Genomic DNA, 18,388 nt, shown 5'->3' on the forward strand with positions numbered 1-18,388 from the left:
GGAGAAGCTCTCCGCTTCCTCTCTTACTCCTCGGGGGAGTATCCCTTGTCGCAACAGACGCTCGACCGCGCGCCCGTACCGGCGCGCCCCCACCGCAGCGGGCTGGTCCTCGCGATCATCCTGACCTGCCAGCTCATGCTCGTCCTCGACGCGACGGTGATGAACGTCGCGCTCCCGCGCATCCAGTCCGACCTGGGCTTTTCCGCCACCGGCCTGTCCTGGGTGATGACCGCCTACAGCCTCGTCTTCGGCGGCTTGCTGCTGCTCGGCGGCCGGGCGGGCGACCTGTTCGGCCGGCGCCGCATGTTCGTCGCCGGCATCACGGTGTTCACCCTCGCTTCGCTGGCCGGCGGCCTCGCCGGCTCCGCCGCGCTGCTGATCACCGCCCGCGTGCTGCAGGGGGTCGGCGCCGCGATGGCGGGCCCGAGCACCCTGGCGCTGGTCACGACGACGTTCACCGAAGCCAAGGCCCGCGTCCGCGCCCTGGCGCTGTTCTCGGCGATGTCCAGCGGCGGCTTCGCGATCGGCCTGATCGTCGGCGGCCTGCTCACCGAGTGGATCTCGTGGCGCGCCGCGCTGTTCATCAACGTGCCGTTCGGGCTGGCGATCGCGGTGCTCGCGCCGCGGTTCGTGGCCGAACCCGAACGCCGCCGGGCGCACCTGGACCTGCCCGGCGCGGTCACCGGCACCCTGGGCGTCGGCGCGCTCGTGTTCGCCTTCACCCACGCGGCGTCCGACGGCTGGGGCAACCCGGTCACGCTCGGCTCGCTCGCCGGCGGGCTGGCGCTGCTCGCCGGGTTCGTCGCCCTCGAAGCCCGCACCGCGCTGCCCCTGGTCCCCCTGCGGCTGTTCGCCGAACGCAACCGCAGCGCGGCCTACGCCAACTTCTTCCTCGCGCCGATGGCGATGATGTCGATGTTCTTCTTCTTGACCCAGTTCATGCAGGACATCCGGCACTTCGCCGCGCTGGCCACCGGCTTCGCCTTCCTCCCGATGGCGGCACTGATCTTCACCATGAGCCGGCTGGTGCCGCGGCTGCTCCCCCGCTACGGGCCGAAGCCGCTGGCCCTCACCGGTTCGGTGCTGATGGTGGCCGGCGTCGGCTGGCTCGCGCTGCTCACCACCGACAGCACGTACTTCCCGGCGTTGCTCGGTCCGCTGCTGCTGATGGGCCTGGGCGGCGGGCTGGCGTTCGCGCCGCTGAACGTGATCATCATGGCCACCGTGCCCGCCGAGGACGCGGGCGCCGCGGGCGGCGTGCTGCAGACGATGCAGCAGGTCGGCAGCACGCTGGGGCTGGCGATCCTGGTGACGGTGTTCGGCTCGGCGACCCGCTCGTCGGCCGCGGCCGGCACCACCGGACCCCAGCTGGTGGTCGACGGCATGACGTCGGCGTTCACGACGGCCGCGGTGATCGCGGCCTGCACAGTCCTGGTGGCGCTGACGTTCCGCCGGGCTACAGCTTCTGCCCGGCCTTGACCTTGTGCGTCACCCGGCGCTCGACGAGGAACGAGACGAACGGGACGCACCCGGCCAGCAGCACGAGCACGGTGCCCTTGATCGACCAGCGGGCCTTGATCGCCAGGTCGATGGTCAGCACCAGGTAGATCATGTAGAGGACGCCGTGGATCGGCGAGTAGACGGCCGACGGCGTCGGGTTGCCGAAGCCGTACCGCAGCACCATCACGAAACACAGGCCGAGCAGGCCGACACCGGTGACGTAGGCGGCGGTGCGGAACCGGACCAGGGGGCCGGCGAGCGGCGCGGCGGTCCGGGCGCCCTCGGTGCTGCCTTCGGTGCTGGTGGTCATCGGATCGTCGTCCTCACTCTGCGGCCTGCTGATCACGGGCGTTGAGCTCGCGCAGGTAACGGTTGTACGCGGCCAGCTCGGCGTCCTCGTCCGTGACCTTGACGTCCGGACGGGGACGCGGAGCGGGCACCTCGGCAACGGGCGCCGGCTTCGGCGGCTCACCCGCGGTGCCGTCGGCTTCGGCCTTCAGCCGGAGCTGGCGGATCCGCCAGAACATGAAAGCCGGGAAGAGGCCGAACAGGGGCCACTGCAGGACGTAGCCGAGGTTCTGGAAGGTGCCGTTCGCCGAGGTGAAGCGGTCCCACTGCCACCAGGCGAGCCCGCAGCAGACGAGCAGACTCACCAAGCAGGTCGCGACGATCGCGATCCGCCGTCCCCACGGGGAGGCGGCCGGCGGCGGGGAAGCTGGCACACTTCGACGCTAGCACTGGCCGGCTGAGAGCCGATGCGCGGTCGCGGCCGAGGTGGCCGGGCTCTCAGCCCTGCTTGCGCACCGACTGCGCCGCCTTCGCGTACCCGTCGGCCAGGCCGAACACCTTCTGGGCGTACTCCGTCGAGTTGTTGTACGACAGGATTCCCGCCCACCACCCGCTCGGGCTGGCCATGTCGCGGCCGCCCGCGCACAGGTACCTCGCTGCCGCCAGGGCCGCGTCGTCGATCTGCTGGGGGTCGCCGAGGCCGTCGCCGTTGCCGTCGGAGGCCCACCTGCGCCACGTTCCCGGGATGAACTGCATCGGGCCCACCGCGCGGTCCACGCCCACGTCGCCGTCGTAGCGGCCGCCGTCCGTGTCGCCGATCGCCTGGACGCCCGCCGATCCGTCGAGCGGAACTCCGATGATCGGCTTGGACGGGCGGCCGTCCGCGCCCAGGACCGCGCCCGCGTACTGGCCGTGGTTGGACTCGATGCGGCCGATGCCCGCCAGCGTCGCCCACGAGATCTTGCAGGACGGCTGGTCCGCGCGCATCGCCAGCTCGGCGTTGCCGTACGCCTGCAGCGCCCGGGCCGGGACGCCCGTGACCGCGGCGACCTGGCTCGCCCACTGCGTGAGCGTCGCCGGGCCGGTGCTGCTCGGGCGGGCCTGCTGGGGGCTCGTCTGCTGCTCGGCCCCGCCCGCCACCGCGCCGCCGGCCGGGGCGACCGAGCCCGGGCGGACGTCGGCCGCCTTGACCTGCAACGCGGGGATTTCGGTGGTCGTCGGGCTCGCTTCCGGCGTCGCCGCGCGGGTGATGAGCCAGATCCCGCCGCCGGCCACGGCCAGCACGGCGAGAACCACGATCAGCCGGGTGAGCACGGCCACGCCCGCGGAGCGCGGCGCCGGTGCCGGTACGGCGGGGGCGGCTTCCTCGGCGTCGGCGCCGATGGGGTCGTCCTCGGTCTTTCCGGTCCTGGTGCGCACGAAACTCCGGTCCTCCAGCGTGGTGTCGACGAAGTGTCAACGAGCCCGCGCACGTTGGCGTTACGCGGGCCGTCCCGATCGTCTCACCTCACCGGGTCACCCGGCCGAGTGGAAACCGTCTCGTCAGGCTGATTTCTGCTGCCGCGCGAGCCGCGCCACGCACCAGGCCGGGGCGCTGCCGCGGCGCAGGTGCTGCAGAACGGTCATCGGCCCGAGCCGGCGGCTCAGGTCGGACGGCGCCAGCCCGGCCGCCCGGTAGTCCAGCGCCCGCTGGTCGAGCGGGCTGAGGCCGGCGTCCCACCACTCCTCGGCCTCGGCGACGCCGCCGACCATCTGCCACCAGCCCGCGGCGGCGGTGAGGAGTTCTTCGGGCACCTCCGGCAGCCGGCGGCGCATCGCTTCGAGGTAGCCGGGGTCGGCCGACTCGACGGGGACGAACCGGGACTGCCCGGTCCGGGCGCGCTGGCCGGGAATGCCCGGAGCCTGCGCGGGTGCGTCGGCCAGCCACGCGGACGCGATCCGGTCGACCTCCTGCTCCTCCGGGGTCTGCTCGCGCTCGGCGGCCCACTGCCGGATCAACGCGTCCACTCCGGGATCTCCGGTCATCCCTGCCTCCTTGGTAGGTCCCCGACGGACAGGCCCTGACGCCTGTCCCACGCGGTGGTGCCGCACGCACCAACCTGCACCTTGCTGAGTGGAAACTGCCTGCGTACCGGGGTTCTCCGAGGGGGTGGCGAACCACCCGATCACGCAATGTGAGCACCGTAGGGCCGGGGTGGTCCCCTTCGCCAGACCCCCGATGCCATGAATTCGGCGACCTGCGCGTTTTCGACCGCAATCCACCCGGATGGTCGAGCGTTGGAGTCCGAAATCCGAGATCGGTGACGCTGGGTGATTTACCGTCCGCTAACACGCAGGGTAGCCACCGGCACCGCCCGTGGCGGTACCGGTACGGAGAAGCACCAGGTCAGGAGAACAGCGTCCGGAAGAACGTGACGATCGCTTCGGCGCCGTCCTTCAGCCAGCCGAGCACGCGGTGCACGAAGTCGGCGGACTGCGTGGGCTGGGTGATGAGGAAGAAGAGGACGAGCGCGACCACGCCCACGATGAGAATCTTCTTCACGCCGCCCGACATGTGTTTCCTCCCCGGCTCGCCGTCCCCGTCCTGGGAGTGGCCACACCGATACTGTAGGGAAGGCGGCCCCGGAAGACACCTCGATCAGCTCTCCGAGCGCCGTGATGCCCGCCGGATCACGCGTGAAGCCCGCCGGAGCACGCGTCATGCCCGTTCCGTCACCGGCCATGCCTCGAGTGAGCTGTCCGCCGCGTCGCCGGGCCGGTTCCGGTCAAGCGGCCGATAAGGTCACCCGATGGACGACGAAGCTTCCGGAGTGGAGCTCCGGCCGGTGGCCGAGGCCGATCTCGAGCTCCTCGAACGGCTGACCAACGATCCGGCCGCCACCGGCGAGCACCAGTGGTTCGGCTGGCACGATCCCGGTTACCTGCGCCGCCGGTGGCACGAGACCGGGATGCTCACCGCCGAGACCGGCATGCTCGTGCCGACGCTCGGCGGCCGCGTGCTCGGCCTCGTCTCCTGGCACCGGACCCGCACCGGGCCGGCGGCCTACTGCTGGAACATGGGCCTGGTGCTGGCCCCGGAAGCCCGCGGCCACGGCTACGGCACCGAGGCCCAGCGCCTGCTCGTCGCCTACCTCTTCGCGCACACGCAGCTGAACCGCGTCGAAGCGACGACCGAGCTCGGCAACCGCGCCGAACAACGCTCGCTCGAGAAAGCCGGCTTCACCCGCGAAGGCGTCCTTCGCGGCTACGACTTCCGTGACGGCGAGTGGCGCGACCACGTCATCTACTCGGTCGTGCGCTCCGACTTCGCGAAGAACTAGGCGATCACCCCGGCCGAACGCAGCGTGCCCAGGTCCGTGACGCCGAGCTCGGCGAGCACGGCTTCGGTGTCGGATCCCTTGGGGCGCGGGGCTTCCGGCGTCGCGGGCGGCGTCCGGTCGAACCGCGGCGCCGGGGCCGGCTGCACCATGCCGCCGATCTCGACGAACGTGCCGCGCGCCGCGTTGTGCGGGTGCGACGCCGCTTCGGTGGGCGACAGCACCGGCGTCAGGCACGCGTCGGTGCCTTCGGCGCGTGCGACGAGTTCGTCGCGGGTGTGCTTGGCGATCGCCCCCGCCACGATCTCGCGCAGCTTCGGCCACTGCGTCTTGTCGATGTGCAGCGGCAGCTCCGCCGGGTCCAGCTCCAGGACCTTGACCAGGTCGCCCCAGAACCGCATCTCGATCGCGCCGACGGCGACGTACTTGCCGTCCGCCGTTTCGTAGGTGTCGTAGAACGGCGCGCCGCCGTCGAGCATGTTTTCGCCGCGTTCGTCCGACCAGAGCCCGGCCGCCTTGATGCCGTGGAGGCTCGTGGTGAGCAGGGCCGCGCCGTCGACCATCGACGCGTCGACGACCTGGCCGCGCCCGGAGGTGTTCCGTTCGTACAGCGCGGCCAGGATGCCCATCGCCAGCAGCAGCCCGCCGCCGCCGAAGTCGCCGACGAGGTTCAGCGGCGGCACCGGCCGCTCGCCGGCGCGCCCGATCGGTTCGAGCGCGCCGGCGAGGCCGATGTAGTTGATGTCGTGCCCGGCCGCCTTCGCCAGCGGGCCGTCTTGGCCCCAGCCCGTCATCCGGCCGTAGACCAGCCGCGGGTTGCGGGCGTGCACGACGTCCGGGCCGAGCCCGATCCGCTCGGCGACCCCGGGCCGGAAGCCCTCGATGAGGACGTCGGCGGTGTCGCACAGCTTCAGCACCAGCTCGACGCCTTCGGGCGTCTTCGTGTTGATGCCGACGGACCGGCGGCCGCGGGCGAGCGGGTCGGTGCCGATGCCGAGCACGTCCTCCCCCGGCTGCGCGCGGTCGACGCGGACGACGTCGGCGCCGAGGTCGGCGAGGATCATCGTGGCGAACGGCCCGGGCGCGAGCCCGGCGAGTTCCACCACCTTCAGGCCGCTGAGCGGACCTGCCTTCATGACCGTGGTCCTTTCAGAGCGAGCGGGAGATGATTTCCTTCATGATCTCGCTGGTGCCGCCGAAGATCCGGGAGATACGGACGTCGGCCCACGCGCGCGCGATCGGGTATTCGGTCATGTAGCCGTAGCCGCCGAAGAGCTGCACGCAGTCGTCGATGACCTTGTTGACGCGCTCGGTGGTCCACAGCTTCGCCATCGCCGCGCCCTGGACGTCGAGCTCGCCCTTGAGGTGCCGTTCGATGCACTGGTCGAGGAACGCCCGCGCCACCGCGGCTTCGGTCGCCGCCTCCGCGAGCTTGAACTTGGTGTTCTGGAAGGAGAAGATCGGCCGGCCGAACGCCGTGCGCTCCTTGGTGTACTCCAGCGTGAGGTCGACCGCCGCCTCCAGGCCGGCCACCGCGGTGACGGCGATGATCAGCCGTTCCTGGGGCAGCTGCAGCATGAGCTGGATGAAGCCCTGGCCCTCGGCGTCGCCGAGCAGGTTGCCGACCGGCACGCGGACGTCGTCGAAGAAGAGCTCGGCGGTGTCCTGGCCCTTGAGCCCGACCTTGTCGAGCACGCGGCCGCGGCGGAAGCCCGGGGTGTCGGTCTCGACCACGATCAGCGAGACGCCCTGCGCGCCCGCGTCCGGGTCCGTCTTGCACGCGACGACCACGAGGCCGGCGTGCAGGCCGTTGGTGATGAAGGTCTTCGCGCCGTTGAGGACGTAGTGGTCGCCGTCGCGGACCGCGCGCGTCTTGATGCCCTGCAGGTCGGAGCCGGTGCCGGGCTCGGTCATCGCGATCGCGCCGACCAGCTCGCCGCTGGCCAGCTTCGGCAGCCACTCGCGCTTCTTCTCTTCGGAGGCGTAGGCGAGCAGGTAGTGCGCCACGATTCCATTGTGGACGGTGACGCCCCACGCGCTGTCGCCCGCGCGCGCCTGCTCTTCGTAGAGGACGGCTTCGTGGGCGAAGGTGCCGCCGCCCCCGCCGTACTCCTCGGGGATGGACAGGCAGAGCAGGCCGACGTCGCCCGCCTTCGTCCACAGGTCGCGGTCGACCTTCTTCTCGGCCGCCCAGCGCTCCTGGTGCGGGACGGCTTCCTTCTGCAGGAAGGACCGCGCGAGTTCGCGGAGGTCGTCGAGCTCGGTGGTGCTCCACGAACTCTTCGGCAGTTGCAGTGGCACGGGACCCTCCTGCTGGAAAACATGACGAGCAGCATGTAAGTTCTGATCGGAATGTACATCCATTCCGTCCGGTAGGTAAAGCAGGGAGGCCGCGGTGACCGAGACGGCGCACCGGACCCAGGCGCAGCGGCGCGAGCAGACCCGCACGGCGCTGCTCGACGCCACCATCGACTGCCTGGTCGAGGTCGGCTACGCGCGCACGTCGGTCCAGGAGATCTGCGCCCGCGCGCGCGTGTCAAAGGGCGCGGTGCAGCACCACTTCACCGCGAAGGCCGAGCTGATGGCGGCCGCGGTCGAGCACCTGACGACGAAGCTGCGCCGGCAGCTCGCGGCCTCGCTCGCCGAGCTGCCCAGCGGCGGCAGCGGCGTCGCCGCGGCGATCGACCTGCTGTGGGCCGGCTACTCCGGCACGCTCTCGACCGCCGTCACCGAGCTGTGGGTCGCCGCCCGCACCGACCCCGAACTGCGCGCGGCCATCCGCCCGGTCGACCGCGCGCTCGGCCGCGCCACGCTGGAGCAGGTCACGCAGGTCGCCGGCGAACTCCCGCCGGAACGCGCGGAGATGCTGTTCTGGCTCACCGTCAACCTCACCCGCGGGCTGGCGCTCGACGCCGAACTCGGCGGCGACCCGGCCCGGCGCCGCCAGCTGCTGGAGGAGTGGAAGCGCATCGCCGTCCTGCTCTACCAGGACGCCACCACTGCGCCGAGCTGACCACAACCGTGCTTTGCCCCTTATCCCGCAGGCGGATTTCGTGGTCCAATCCTGGCGAACGAGGGGAGTTCCGATGACCGCCGCCCCGTACCCGTACTCCTACGGGCCGCCGCCCACCCCGCCGCCGGCACAGCCGTCTGCCGACCCGGGCGCCTTCCTCCGGCTGTTCGCCGGAATCCTCGGCGTCCTCGCCGCGGTGCTGGTGATCGCCGGGTCGTTCCTGCCGCAGACGTCGTTCGAGCAGGTCGTCGACGGGAAGACGGAGAGCAGCCAGACGATCAGCGCCTGGTCGCGCTCGTTCACCGTCGAGCCGGAGGCCGAGGCGAAGAAGTTCTACGAGCAGACCCACGTGGCGCGGTACGGGATCCCGCTGTCGGCCGGCGCGGTGGTGCTGCTGGCCGGGGCCGGGCTGGCGTTCGCCGGCGCGCGCCGCTCGGCGGGCCCCGGACTGCGTTCGGGCGCGCGGACGGCGCTGGTGGCGGGGGCCGCCGGGGTGACCGCGGCGGTCTGGATGCTCGGCATGGACGTCTCGGCGACCTTGAGCTACGAGACCGACGAAGGGACCGTCAAGTCCCACTACGCGACCGGGACGGGGTTCTGGCTGCTGCTCGGCGGCGGGGTCGTCGCCCTGGTGACGCTGGTGTTCGCGGTGCTGGCCGGGCGCCGGGCGCCCGCCACGGCCGTCGCGGGCGGGCCGCCGCCGGGGCCGTACGGGGCGCAGCCGTACCCGCAGTACCCGCCGGGCGGGCCTTACGGCGGGCCGCAGCGCCAGGCGTTCCCGACGCCGCCGTCGGGCAACCCGCAGCCATTCGGCACGCGACCGCCGAGCGGGCCACCTTCGCAGCCGTTCCCGGCACAACCGGCCGGCGGGCCGCCTTCCCAGCCGTTCGCCGCGCAGCCGCCGGCGCAGCCGTTCGGGAACCCGTTCCCCGCGCAGTCCGGCGAGGTGCCGGAAGCCGGCGGGGTGTCATCACGGCTCGACGACCCTTACGGCGGCGTGACGCAGGCTCAGTCCCATCCGTCGCAGCAGGAACCCGCGTCGCCGACCGAGCCGAACTACCAGCTGCCGCCGTTGAACCCACCCAATACGTGAAAGATATTCACATCAGGCTGGACATCTGACGTACCGACGGTATGGTGTACTCGTCGGTAACCCCTGCGCGGCGTCGCGCGGGACTCCGGACGCCGTGGAACGGAGACGTCATGACCAGCACGACCCCCGCGAAGGCCGTCGAAGACACCCCGCTGCCGCCCACCGTCGGCGGCGTCGCCGGGGCGCCGGGCTCGGCGCGAGCGGCCCAGCTCGTCGCCCGGGTGGCGGGCGGCGCGGACTCGGCGCCGATCCGGATGACCGCGCCCTTCACCGGGCAGCCGATCGCGACCCTGCCGCAGGCCACCGACGCCGACGTCCGCGCGGTGTTCGGCAGCGCGCGGGTCGCCCAGCGCGCGTGGGCGGACCGCTCCCCCGCCGAACGCGCCCGCGTCCTCACCCGCCTGCACGACCTCGTGCTCGCCCGCCAAGACGAGGTGCTCGACCTGGTCCAGGTCGAAGCGGGCAAGGCGCGGCTCGACGCGTTCGACGAAGTCAGCGCGACCGCGCTGGTGGCGGCCTACTACGGCAAGCACGCCCCGAAGCTCCTCGCGCCCCGCCGCATGGCCGGCGTCATCCCCGGCCTGACCCGCGCGGGCGAGATCCGGCACCCCAAGGGCGTCGTCGGGATCATCTCGCCGTGGAACTACCCCCTGGCGCTGACGGCGATGGACGTCCTGCCCGCACTGGCCGCGGGGAACGCCGTGGTGCAGAAGCCGGACAACCAGACGGCGCTGTCGGCGCTCTGGCTGCACGAGCTCGCCGAGGAGGCCGGGCTGCCCGCCGGGACGTGGCAGATCGTGCTCGGCCGCGGCTCGAAGATCGGCACCGCGCTCGTCGAGGAGTCGGACTACCTGTGCTTCACCGGCTCCACGCCGACCGGTAAGGAGCTGGCCGGCCAGGTGGCGAAGCGGCTGACGTCGTACTCGCTCGAACTCGGCGGCAAGAACCCGATGGTCGTGCTGCCCGACGCCGACGTCGCGAAGGCCGCGACGGGCGCGGTGACGGCGTGCTTCTCTTCGGCCGGGCAGCTGTGCGTGTCGGTCGAGCGGATCTACGTCCACGAGGACATCCGCGACGAATTCACCCGGGCCTTCGTGGCGCGGACCGCGGCGCTGAGGCTCGGCGGCGCGCTCGACTACCACGCCCAGATGGGCTCGCTGACGTCGGAAGAGCAGCTCGCGGCGGTGTCGGCGCACGTCGAGGACGCCCGCGCGAAGGGCGCGTCGGTGCTCACCGGCGGCCGCGCGCGGCCCGACCTCGGCCCGCTGTTCTACGAGCCCACGGTGCTTTCCGGCGTCACCCCCGGCATGCTGCCGTTCGCGGAGGAGACGTTCGGGCCGGTCGTGTCGATCTACGGCTACACCGACGTCACCGACGCGATCGAGCGCGCCAACGACACGCCGTTCGGGCTCAACGCCAGCGTCTGGTCCCGCAACGGCCGCGCGGGCTGGGAGGTCGCGGCCCGGCTCAAGGCCGGGACGGTCAACGTCAACGAGGGCTACGCGGCGACGTTCGGCAGCGTCGGCGTCCCGATGGGCGGGATGAAGGACTCCGGCGTCGGCCGCCGCAACGGCGCCGAGGGCCTGCTGAAGTACACGGAGTCCCAGTCGATCGCCCTCCAGCGCGGCCTCGCCCTTCGCCCGCCGCGCGCGATCCCGGGTTCGCTGTGGTCCCGCGGCATGACGTTCGGCCTCAAAGCCCTCCGCCGCCTCCCCCGCTGACGTGATCGAAGGGTCAACTCACGTGATTGAAGGGTCAGCACTCGTGATTTGAGGGTCGACACGGCGAACCCCGCAGGCTCAGCCGTGTCGACCCTTCAATCACGCGTGTCGACTTCCCAATCACGTGAGTTGACCTTCTGATCACGCGGTGGGGGCGGTCAACAGGCCGCGGTCGTAGGCGATCGCGACCGCTTCCGCACGGCGGCTGGCGCCCAGCTTCGCCATCACGCGGGACAGGTGGACGCTCACCGTTTTTTCGCTGATGTAGAGCTCTTCGCCGACCTGGCGGTTCGTGCGGCCCAGGGCCACGCGCTCGAGGACGTCGCGTTCGCGGTCGGTCAGCGGGTCGGTGACCGTGCGGGCCGGCGCCGCCGGCTCGACGCCCGCCAGCTCGACGCGGGCGCGGTGCGCCAGGTCGCGGACGGCGTCGCGCAGCGGGATCGCGCCGAGGCGGACCGCCACCGCGTGGGCCGACTCCAGCGCCGCGCCCGCGTCGGCGTCCGCGGCCAGCAACGCCTCGGCCTCGTGCCAGCGGCAGATCGCCTGCTCGTACACCGCTCCGTAGCCGAACGCCTCCGCCGTGGCCGCCCACTTCCCCGCGTCGCCGCGGCCGGACAGGCAGGACGCCGCCGCCTCCAGCCGGGCCAGCCACGCCCGCCCTTCCGGCCCGAGCGTTCCCGACCGCGGCTGCCCGACGACCGCGCACATCCGGCCGTGGGTCAGCATCCGCTCGCCGGCCGCGATCGCCGCGTCGGCCGCGGCCTGGTCGCCGTGGACCCGGGCGCCGGCGGCCAGGGTGGCCGCGGCGGTCACGCCCAGCGCGGCCACGCGGATGCCGGCCAGCAGGCCGGACTCGATGCGTTCCAGCCAGCCGATGAGGTCCTCGGCCCGGCGCACCGCCTCGGCGTGGTCACCCCGCCAGTACGCCAGCTCGATCCCGGCGCCCCCGGCCGCCAGCGGGATCTGCATGTCCGCCGTCCAGTGCTGCCGCAGGCCGCCGAGCAGTTTCGCGCCCTCGTCGAACCGGCCGCGGGCGACGACGAACAGCGACCAGATCGCCTGGATCCGCGCGGCGACCGCGCTGGACACCCCGCGCCCGGCCCGGCCGGCGCTCTCGTCCGGCCAGTCGCCCATCAGGTAGCGCAGCATCAGCTGCCGCGCCCGCAGCTCGAGCCCGAACGAACTCCAGCTCAGCCCGGACTCCTCGGCCCGGGCGACGCCGCGGGCGGTGTGCTCCAGCGCTTCGGTGAACGCGCCCTCGTCGTCGTAGCTGAGCGCGAGGAAGTAGATGGCCCGGATCTCCGTGTTGAGCGCGCCGGAATCACGCGCCTTCCGCTCGGCTTTGTGCAGCCACTCGCGCGCCTCGGCCGCTTCGCCCCGCGAGTCGGCCAGCGTGCCCAGGGTGACCAGCGCCGACGCCTCCGCCCCCGCCGCGCCGACGGCCTGCGCGTCCGACACCGCCATCCGCGCGCTCTCCAGCGCCGCCTCGGGCTCTTCGAGGATCCGCAGGAACCCGGCCCGGCTGGCCAGCACCCAGGCCCGCGCCGAGCTGGGCTCGGTGTCCTTGACCAGGTCCCAGGCCCGGTCGATGGCCGCGACGGCCTCCTCGAGGGTGCCCTCCAGCGCCAGCAGCGCGTCCGCCAGCCGCCGCCACACCTTCGCGGCGCGGTCGATCGGGATGTCGGGGGTCAGCGACTGGGTGGCCGAGCGGGCGAACGCGACGGCCCGCTCGGGCTCGCCCGAGGTGCCCGCGAAGTAGGACGCTTCGTACAGCAGCCGCAGCTCGTCGAAGTCGGCGGGCCGGTCCGCCGGGGTGACGGCGTCCCAAATGGACAGTGCCTGCTCGACGTGCTGCAGCGCCGACCCGGGTGCGCCGAGCTTCTCGGCTTCGTCCATCGCGCGCAGCAACGCCGGCAGCGCGGTGACCAGGTCGCTGCTCTGCATCGAGTGGTAGGCCAGTTTCGCGTCGTGCCCGCGGCCTTGGGGCCGCGCCTTGATCCGCGCCGCGTACGCCGCGTGCGTGCGCGACCGCTCCCCCGGCAGCAGATCGCCGTACACCGCTTCCTGCAGCAACGCGTGCCGGAACGTGTAGGAGCCGTCGGAGAGCACCACCAGCACGTGGTGCTGGACGGCTTCGCGCAGCGCGTCGTCGAGCTCGAGCTCCCCCAGCCCGGAGACCTCGGCGAGCGCGGCGTGCATGACGGGCTCGTTGGCGACCGAGATCACGCGCGCGACGCGGCGGGCGTCCGGCGAGAGGCGTTCGAGCCGGGACAGCAGCACCTCGGCCAGCCCGGCGGGCAGGTCGTTGCACTCGGTCTTGGTGGCGAGCAGCTCCTCGGCGAAGAACGGGTTGCCCTCCGAGCGGCTGACGATGTCGGCCACGACGTCCGACGCCAGCGGCTCGTCGGCCAGTGCCTCGACGAACTTGCGCGCGTCGACCGCGCCGAACGGGTGCAGGTCGACGCGCTCGACCGTGGCCAGCCGGACCAGCTCCGAGAGCAGGCCGCGCAGCGGGTGACGGCGGTGCACGTCCTCTTCGCGGTAGCTGCCCACGACCAGCAGCCGCTGCGCCCGCAGCCGGCTGAGCAGGAAGGACAGCAGGTTGCGGGTCGAGGCGTCGGCCCAGTGGAGGTCCTCCAGGAGGACCACCACCGGGCGCGACTCCGCGACCTCGGTCAGCACCCCCAGTACCGCGTCGAACAACTGCAGCTGACCGAGGTCCTGCTCCGGCCGGGGACGCACCATGGTTTCCCGGTCGTTGGAGGTCATCGGCGGGTGTTCGGCCGTCCGGGGCTCCTCGAAGCCCGGGCCCTGCGGCAGCAGCCGCCCGAGCGCGGGCCGGGCCCGCACCGCGGCGGCGACCGCCGGGTCCGTCGCGCTGCCCAGCGGGGCGAGCGCCTCGGCGAACGGAAGATAAGGAAGACCACCCTCGCGGACGTCGATGCAGCGGCCGGTGAGCACCAGCCCACCGCACGCCTCGACGTGCTCGCCGAGCGCGGTCAGCAGCCGGGTCTTGCCGACCCCGGCGTCCCCCGAGAGCAGCACCGCGCCGGCTTCGCCGCGTTCAGCCCGGGCGAAGGCGGCGCGGAGCCGCCGCATCTCGTGGGTACGGGCGACGAGCGGGATTCCGGAGCCGAGTCTGGGCACGAGGAGCATTGTTGCTCACCCCACCGACAGTTTCCGACCGCTTATCGCCTTTGACACCTTCACCGGCCCTTACCGGGCAGTCTCGCCGACACCCGCGGTCTCCCGCGTGGCCTCCCGGCGCTCCTGCTTCGGTACGTCGACCTCGCTGTGCGCGGCCCGCAGGTGGCGGACGGCGCGGCGGGCGCGGGCGGCCCAGGCGCTGCGCCCGGCCTTCCGCAGTTCCTCGGCCCGGTAGGCCGCTTCGGCCCGGACTGCGTCGAGCAGCAGATCGCTGTGCATCGTGTTCCCCTGTCTCCGTCGTTGGTGACACTCAGGTTCGTCCTGAGGGAGCACCCCGAGCATCGGGTGATCACGTATGCCTGGACGCGAAAAGACCCCTTACTCCCGGCCGAGCCCAGCTCGGCGGGGGTAAGGGGTCTTCCCGAGCGCCTCAGTCGAGGGCCGGGCCGCCGGTCCGCACCGCGGCCAGCAGCCCCTGCCAGCCCGACGCGGGCAGGCGGAACGCACCCCCTTCGGGGTCCTTCGAGTCGCGCACCGCGGCGCCGCCGCCGACGAACGCCACCTCGACGCAGTCGTTGCCGCCGCCGCTGTGGCTGCTCTTGCGCCACCGCGCCCCGGAGAGTTCTGCTTCCATGGTCCCCAACTCCTTACTGTGTCCTCGGTTCCAGATGGTGCACCGGAGCCGGTACGGCCGCCTGTTCGGCGAACCGTCCGGCCGCCTCGGCGATCAGCTCCACCGAGTCGTCCGGCTTCAGTGCGGCCGCGCGCAGATGGTCGAACATCAGCCCGTAGCGCCGGACGTCTGTGGGTTCCTCCAGGTAGAGGCCGCTGGACGTGCTGTCGTCGACGTAGACGACGTCCGGGTCGGCCTGCTCGGGGAACCCCATGATCAGGAAGGGGCCTTCCATGCCGGGGTGCGCTCCGGCGCCGAAGGGCACCACCTGGATGGTCACGTTCGGCTTCTCGGCGACGGTGACCATGCGGTACAGCTGCTCGGCCATCACCTCGGGGCCGTCGACCACGCGGCGCAGCACGGCCTCGTCCATCACGGCCCAGTACTCCGGCGGCGGAGTCTCGGACAGCAGTTCCTGGCGCGCCATCCGGGCCGCGACGCGCCGGCGGATCTCGGCGTCCTCGGCGTCCGGGCGCAGCGCGCGGATCACCGCGCGGGCGTACCGCTCGGTCTGCAGCAGCCCCGGCACCAGCAGCGCCTGGAACGCCCGCAGTGAGCTGGCGTCGGCCTCGAGCCCGACGAAGGTGCCGGTGAAGACTTCGTTGTACGCGTGCCACCAGCCGCGCTTGCGGGCCTCCCTGGCCAGCTGGACGAGCGCCTCCTGCTCGTCGCCGGTGATGCCGTAGAGGGCCAGCATGTCGCGGGCGTCACGCGGGGTGACCCCGACGTGGCCGGTTTCGATGCGGCTGATCTTCGAGGCGGAGCACTCGAGCTTCTCCCCCACCTCGTCGATGGTGAGGTCCGCGGCTTCGCGGAGCCGGCGCAGCTCCCCCGCGAGCCTCCGGCGGCGAACCGTGGGGCTCTGTCCCCTTGCCATCGCGGCACCTCCGGATCTCGACGTGCTTCCTGTATCTAACCAGCCGGTCGCAGAGTCGGTGGAGCATTAACACGAGGCGATTGCCGGCACCGGATCTGCAATTTGCAAAATGCTCTTGTATCCTCGCACCCTGCACTGCAACGGGCGCTCGACGGTCGGCCCGCCGTGGCTTCGACGGGCCTCTGAGCAGGGTAGACGATGATCGCGCGAAGTGCTGCCCGGTCGTCGGGCGAAGGGGTCCGGGGCCGTCCCCCGATCGGTCCCGGCCCCCTCACGTCGGCCGAGTGCCCTTTATTCGGGACGAATATTCGAGCTATTCGTCGCCCGGAAGGGTGATTTCCCGGCGAACTTCACAAGACGCGCAAGAGTCCTTCTTGGACGACCGTCGCGATGAGGGTGCCGTCCTCGGCGAAGAACCGGCCGGTGGCCAGACCGCGGGCACCGGACGCCGTCGGCGAGGCGCTGTCGTAGAGGAACCACTCGTCCGCGCGGAACGGCCGGTGGAACCACAGCGCGTGGTCGAGGCTGGCGCCGAGCACCTTGTCGGTGTCCCAGTAGACGCCGTGGCGCGCGAGCACCGAGTCGAGCAGTGTCATGTCCGAGGCGTAGGTCAGCACGCAGACGTGCAGCAGCTGCTGGTCGGGCAGTTTCCCGTCGGCGCGCATCCACACCTGGTTGCGCGCGGGCCGCTCGCCGGTCTCCCGGGTGACCCACGGCGGCTCGTTGACGTACCGCAGGTCGATCGGCCGCGGCCGGGCGTGCGCGCCGATGGCGTACCCCTCGGCGCGTTCCATCAGCGTCGGCAGCGTCTCCGGCGCCGGGATGCCCTCGGGCATGGCCTCGGAGTGCTCGATGCCCGGTTCGTCCGTCTGGAACGACGCCGAGAGCGAGAAGATCGCCTTGCCGTGCTGGATCGCGACGACCCGGCGGGTGGTGAACGACCGGCCGTCGCGGATCCGGTCGACCTCGTACACGATCGGCACACTGGGGTCGCCGCCGCGGATGAAGTACGCGTGCAGCGAGTGCACCCGGCGTTCCTCGGGGACGGTGCGCCCGGCCGCGACCAGCGCCTGGCCGGCGACCTGCCCGCCGAACACCCGCACCGGCGAGTGGGCGGGCGAGACGCCGCGGAAGATGTTCTCTTCGATCTTTTCCAGGTCGAGCAGCGCGATCAGGCGGTCGAGCACCGGCTGGCCGCCACCGGGGATCTCCAGTTCGGTGGCGGCCGTCCTGGCCATTTCAGTCATGGCCAGACCTTATGCGCTGGACGGGTGACGCGTCCCTTATGCGTGGTCGTCTTCACCGAGGCGGTGCACGCGGATCAGGTTGGTCGACCCGACGGTGCCCGGCGGGGAGCCGGCCACGATGACGACCAGGTCGCCCTTCTGGTACTTGCCCATCTCCAGCATCGCGTGGTCGACCTGCTGGATCATCTGGTCGGTCGAGTTGACCTGCGGGACGATGTGGGTGTTGGTGCCCCAGGTCATCGACAGCTGGCTGCGCACGCACTCCTCGGGCGTGAACGCCAGCAGCGGCAGCCGCGTGTGCAGCCGCGCGAGGCGGCGCACGGTGTCACCGGACTGCGTGAACGCGACCAGGGCCTTCGCGTTGAGCCGCTCGCCGATGTCGCGGGCGGCGTAGGAGATCACGCCGCGTTTGGTGCGCGGGACGTGCGAGAGCGGCGGCACGATCGGCGAGTCGGTCTCGACCGCCTCGATGATCCGGCCCATCGTCTCCACGACCTCGATCGCGTACCGGCCGACCGAGGTCTCGCCGGACAGCATCAGCGCGTCGGCGCCGTCGAGCACCGCGTTGGCGACGTCGGAGGCCTCGGCGCGGGTCGGGCGGGAGTTGTTGATCATCGACTCGAGCATCTGCGTCGCGACGATGACCGGCTTCGCGTTCTCGCGGCAGATCTGGATGGCGCGCTTCTGCACCAGCGGGACCTGCTCCAGCGGCAGCTCGACGCCGAGGTCGCCACGGGCGACCATCACCGCGTCGAAGGCCAGCACGATGGCCTCGAGGTTGTAGACGGCTTCGGGCTTTTCGATCTTGGCGACGACCGGCAGCCTGCCCTTGCCGACCCGGTCCATCACCTGGTGGACCAGGTCGATGTCGGCCGGCGAGCGGACGAAGGACAGGGCGATGAAGTCGACGCCCAGCTCGAGCGCGAACTCGAGGTCCTCGATGTCCTTCTCGGACAGCGCCGGCACGGAGACGTCCATGCCGGGCAGCGAGACGCCCTTGTTGTTGCTGACCGGGCCGCCCTCGGTGACCTCGCACACCACGTCCGGGCCCTCGACCTTGCGGACCACCAGGCCGACCTTGCCGTCGTCGACGAGCAGGCGGTCACCAGGCTTGGCGTCCCTCGCCAGGCCCTTGTAGGTGGTCGAGACCCGGTCGTGGGTGCCGGCGACGTCCTCGACGGTGATCCGGACGATGTCGCCGTTGTGCCACTCGACCGGCCCGCCGGCGAACGTGCCCAGGCGGATCTTGGGGCCCTGCAGGTCGGCGAGGATGCCGACCGCGCGGCCGCTGTCGGCGGCGGCGCCCCGGATCAGGTCGTAGACCTGCTTGTGGTCGCTGTGGCTGCCGTGGCTGAAGTTCATTCTGGCCACGTCCATGCCGGCATCCACCAGTGCCCGCATCTTCTCCGGGGTCGCGGTGGCGGGGCCCAGGGTACAAACGATCTTCGCGCGTCGGCTCACGTCCACATAGCGTAGACCCTGTTCGCTCGTACGTCTGTACCGATCCCGAAT

The 18,388-nt window shown here is 71.9% G+C and carries 18 protein-coding genes; 5 read left to right on the top strand and 13 right to left on the bottom strand.

Annotation, left to right across the window (positions count from 1 at the left end; translation table 11 throughout):
* Nucleotides 1–45: 45 nt before the first annotated feature.
* Nucleotides 46–1,479 carry an MFS transporter gene (locus AB0M93_RS22930; RefSeq protein ID WP_364276208.1) on the top strand — a complete coding sequence of 478 codons (1,434 nt, stop codon included), beginning with the start codon at nt 46–48 and terminating at the stop codon, nt 1,477–1,479.
* Here the strand turns inward: AB0M93_RS22930 and AB0M93_RS22935 are convergent.
* From AB0M93_RS22935 to AB0M93_RS22955, 5 genes are all read right to left on the bottom strand, one after another.
* Entirely contained in the window at nt 1,457–1,810 is a 354-nt protein-coding gene (locus AB0M93_RS22935) for a DUF3817 domain-containing protein (RefSeq protein ID WP_364276209.1), read from the bottom strand. The genes AB0M93_RS22930 and AB0M93_RS22935 overlap by 23 nt on opposite strands.
* Before the next feature lie 13 nt (nt 1,811–1,823).
* Nucleotides 1,824–2,177 (bottom strand): hypothetical protein, encoded by a 354-nt coding sequence (locus AB0M93_RS22940; RefSeq protein ID WP_364276474.1) that lies wholly within the window; start codon nt 2,175–2,177, stop codon nt 1,824–1,826.
* Between the two features lie 109 nt (nt 2,178–2,286).
* Nucleotides 2,287–3,207: a lytic murein transglycosylase gene (locus AB0M93_RS22945; protein ID WP_364276210.1), complete on the bottom strand. Its 921-nt coding sequence runs from the start codon at nt 3,205–3,207 to the stop codon at nt 2,287–2,289.
* Between the two features lie 123 nt (nt 3,208–3,330).
* A complete protein-coding gene (locus AB0M93_RS22950; protein ID WP_364276211.1) occupies nt 3,331–3,813 on the bottom strand; it encodes a helix-turn-helix transcriptional regulator in 483 nt (160 codons plus the stop codon).
* 361 nt (nt 3,814–4,174) lie between these two features.
* Nucleotides 4,175–4,342 (bottom strand): hypothetical protein, encoded by a 168-nt coding sequence (locus AB0M93_RS22955; RefSeq protein WP_004558947.1) that lies wholly within the window; start codon nt 4,340–4,342, stop codon nt 4,175–4,177.
* Nucleotides 4,343–4,577: 235 nt separating this feature from the next.
* On the opposite strand from AB0M93_RS22955, the gene AB0M93_RS22960 reads away from it, so the two are divergent.
* On the top strand, nt 4,578–5,108 hold the full coding sequence (locus tag AB0M93_RS22960; protein ID WP_364276212.1) for a GNAT family protein: 531 nt from the start codon (nt 4,578–4,580) through the stop codon (nt 5,106–5,108).
* On the opposite strand, the gene AB0M93_RS22965 is transcribed toward AB0M93_RS22960, so the two are convergent.
* Complete coding sequence (locus tag AB0M93_RS22965; protein WP_364276213.1) at nt 5,105–6,241, bottom strand: CaiB/BaiF CoA-transferase family protein; 1,137 nt, start codon at nt 6,239–6,241, stop codon at nt 5,105–5,107. The genes AB0M93_RS22960 and AB0M93_RS22965 overlap by 4 nt on opposite strands.
* 13 nt (nt 6,242–6,254) lie before the next feature.
* On the bottom strand, nt 6,255–7,406 hold the full coding sequence (locus AB0M93_RS22970) for an acyl-CoA dehydrogenase family protein (RefSeq protein ID WP_364276214.1): 1,152 nt from the start codon (nt 7,404–7,406) through the stop codon (nt 6,255–6,257).
* A 94-nt stretch (nt 7,407–7,500) separates the two neighbouring features.
* Between AB0M93_RS22970 and AB0M93_RS22975 the strand changes: the two genes are divergently transcribed.
* From AB0M93_RS22975 to AB0M93_RS22985, 3 genes are all read left to right on the top strand, one after another.
* The gene (locus AB0M93_RS22975) at nt 7,501–8,118 is read left to right on the top strand and encodes a TetR/AcrR family transcriptional regulator (protein WP_364276215.1); all 618 of its coding nucleotides are present in this window, start codon (nt 7,501–7,503) and stop codon (nt 8,116–8,118) included.
* A gap of 73 nt (nt 8,119–8,191) precedes the next feature.
* The gene (locus AB0M93_RS22980) at nt 8,192–9,211 is read left to right on the top strand and encodes a hypothetical protein (protein WP_364276216.1); all 1,020 of its coding nucleotides are present in this window, start codon (nt 8,192–8,194) and stop codon (nt 9,209–9,211) included.
* Nucleotides 9,212–9,321: 110 nt separating this feature from the next.
* Complete coding sequence (locus AB0M93_RS22985) at nt 9,322–10,932, top strand: succinic semialdehyde dehydrogenase (protein WP_364276217.1); 1,611 nt, start codon at nt 9,322–9,324, stop codon at nt 10,930–10,932.
* Nucleotides 10,933–11,073: 141 nt separating this feature from the next.
* On the opposite strand, the gene AB0M93_RS22990 is transcribed toward AB0M93_RS22985, so the two are convergent.
* The 6 genes from AB0M93_RS22990 to pyk form a co-directional block, all read right to left on the bottom strand.
* Nucleotides 11,074–14,088, bottom strand: coding sequence for an AAA family ATPase (locus AB0M93_RS22990; RefSeq protein WP_364276218.1), 3,015 nt, complete (start codon nt 14,086–14,088; stop codon nt 11,074–11,076).
* A 60-nt stretch (nt 14,089–14,148) separates the two neighbouring features.
* Complete coding sequence (locus tag AB0M93_RS22995) at nt 14,149–14,358, bottom strand: hypothetical protein (RefSeq protein ID WP_364276219.1); 210 nt, start codon at nt 14,356–14,358, stop codon at nt 14,149–14,151.
* A gap of 151 nt (nt 14,359–14,509) precedes the next feature.
* Nucleotides 14,510–14,713 carry a DUF397 domain-containing protein gene (locus AB0M93_RS23000; protein WP_354823618.1) on the bottom strand — a complete coding sequence of 68 codons (204 nt, stop codon included), beginning with the start codon at nt 14,711–14,713 and terminating at the stop codon, nt 14,510–14,512.
* Nucleotides 14,714–14,726: 13 nt separating this feature from the next.
* Entirely contained in the window at nt 14,727–15,629 is a 903-nt protein-coding gene (locus AB0M93_RS23005; protein WP_364276220.1) for a helix-turn-helix transcriptional regulator, read from the bottom strand.
* 350 nt (nt 15,630–15,979) lie between these two features.
* The gene (locus AB0M93_RS23010; RefSeq protein ID WP_364276221.1) at nt 15,980–16,876 is read right to left on the bottom strand and encodes an acyl-CoA thioesterase II; all 897 of its coding nucleotides are present in this window, start codon (nt 16,874–16,876) and stop codon (nt 15,980–15,982) included.
* 36 nt (nt 16,877–16,912) lie between these two features.
* Nucleotides 16,913–18,337, bottom strand: a complete 1,425-nt coding sequence (pyk, locus tag AB0M93_RS23015; protein ID WP_364276222.1) for a pyruvate kinase — start codon at nt 18,335–18,337, stop codon at nt 16,913–16,915.
* Nucleotides 18,338–18,388: the final 51 nt, after the last annotated feature.

The sequence above is a fragment of the Amycolatopsis sp. NPDC051102 genome (assembly GCF_040682815.1).
Taxonomy (GTDB): Bacteria; Actinomycetota; Actinomycetes; order Mycobacteriales; family Pseudonocardiaceae; genus Amycolatopsis.

What these genes read in the sequence shown, in the direction of transcription:
- AB0M93_RS22935 (WP_364276209.1), bottom strand. Translation starts at nt 1,810, where the DNA reads ATGACCACCAGCACCGAAGGCAGCACCGAGGGCGCCCGGACCGCCGCG.
- AB0M93_RS22950 (WP_364276211.1), bottom strand. Translation starts at nt 3,813, where the DNA reads ATGACCGGAGATCCCGGAGTGGACGCGTTGATCCGGCAGTGGGCCGCC.
- AB0M93_RS22955 (WP_004558947.1), bottom strand. Translation starts at nt 4,342, where the DNA reads ATGTCGGGCGGCGTGAAGAAGATTCTCATCGTGGGCGTGGTCGCGCTC.
- AB0M93_RS22960 (WP_364276212.1), top strand. Translation starts at nt 4,578, where the DNA reads ATGGACGACGAAGCTTCCGGAGTGGAGCTCCGGCCGGTGGCCGAGGCC.
- AB0M93_RS22965 (WP_364276213.1), bottom strand. Translation starts at nt 6,241, where the DNA reads ATGAAGGCAGGTCCGCTCAGCGGCCTGAAGGTGGTGGAACTCGCCGGG.
- AB0M93_RS22980 (WP_364276216.1), top strand. Translation starts at nt 8,192, where the DNA reads ATGACCGCCGCCCCGTACCCGTACTCCTACGGGCCGCCGCCCACCCCG.
- AB0M93_RS22985 (WP_364276217.1), top strand. Translation starts at nt 9,322, where the DNA reads ATGACCAGCACGACCCCCGCGAAGGCCGTCGAAGACACCCCGCTGCCG.
- AB0M93_RS22990 (WP_364276218.1), bottom strand. Translation starts at nt 14,088, where the DNA reads ATGCTCCTCGTGCCCAGACTCGGCTCCGGAATCCCGCTCGTCGCCCGT.
- AB0M93_RS22995 (WP_364276219.1), bottom strand. Translation starts at nt 14,358, where the DNA reads ATGCACAGCGATCTGCTGCTCGACGCAGTCCGGGCCGAAGCGGCCTAC.
- AB0M93_RS23000 (WP_354823618.1), bottom strand. Translation starts at nt 14,713, where the DNA reads ATGGAAGCAGAACTCTCCGGGGCGCGGTGGCGCAAGAGCAGCCACAGC.
- AB0M93_RS23005 (WP_364276220.1), bottom strand. Translation starts at nt 15,629, where the DNA reads ATGGCAAGGGGACAGAGCCCCACGGTTCGCCGCCGGAGGCTCGCGGGG.
- AB0M93_RS23010 (WP_364276221.1), bottom strand. Translation starts at nt 16,876, where the DNA reads ATGACTGAAATGGCCAGGACGGCCGCCACCGAACTGGAGATCCCCGGT.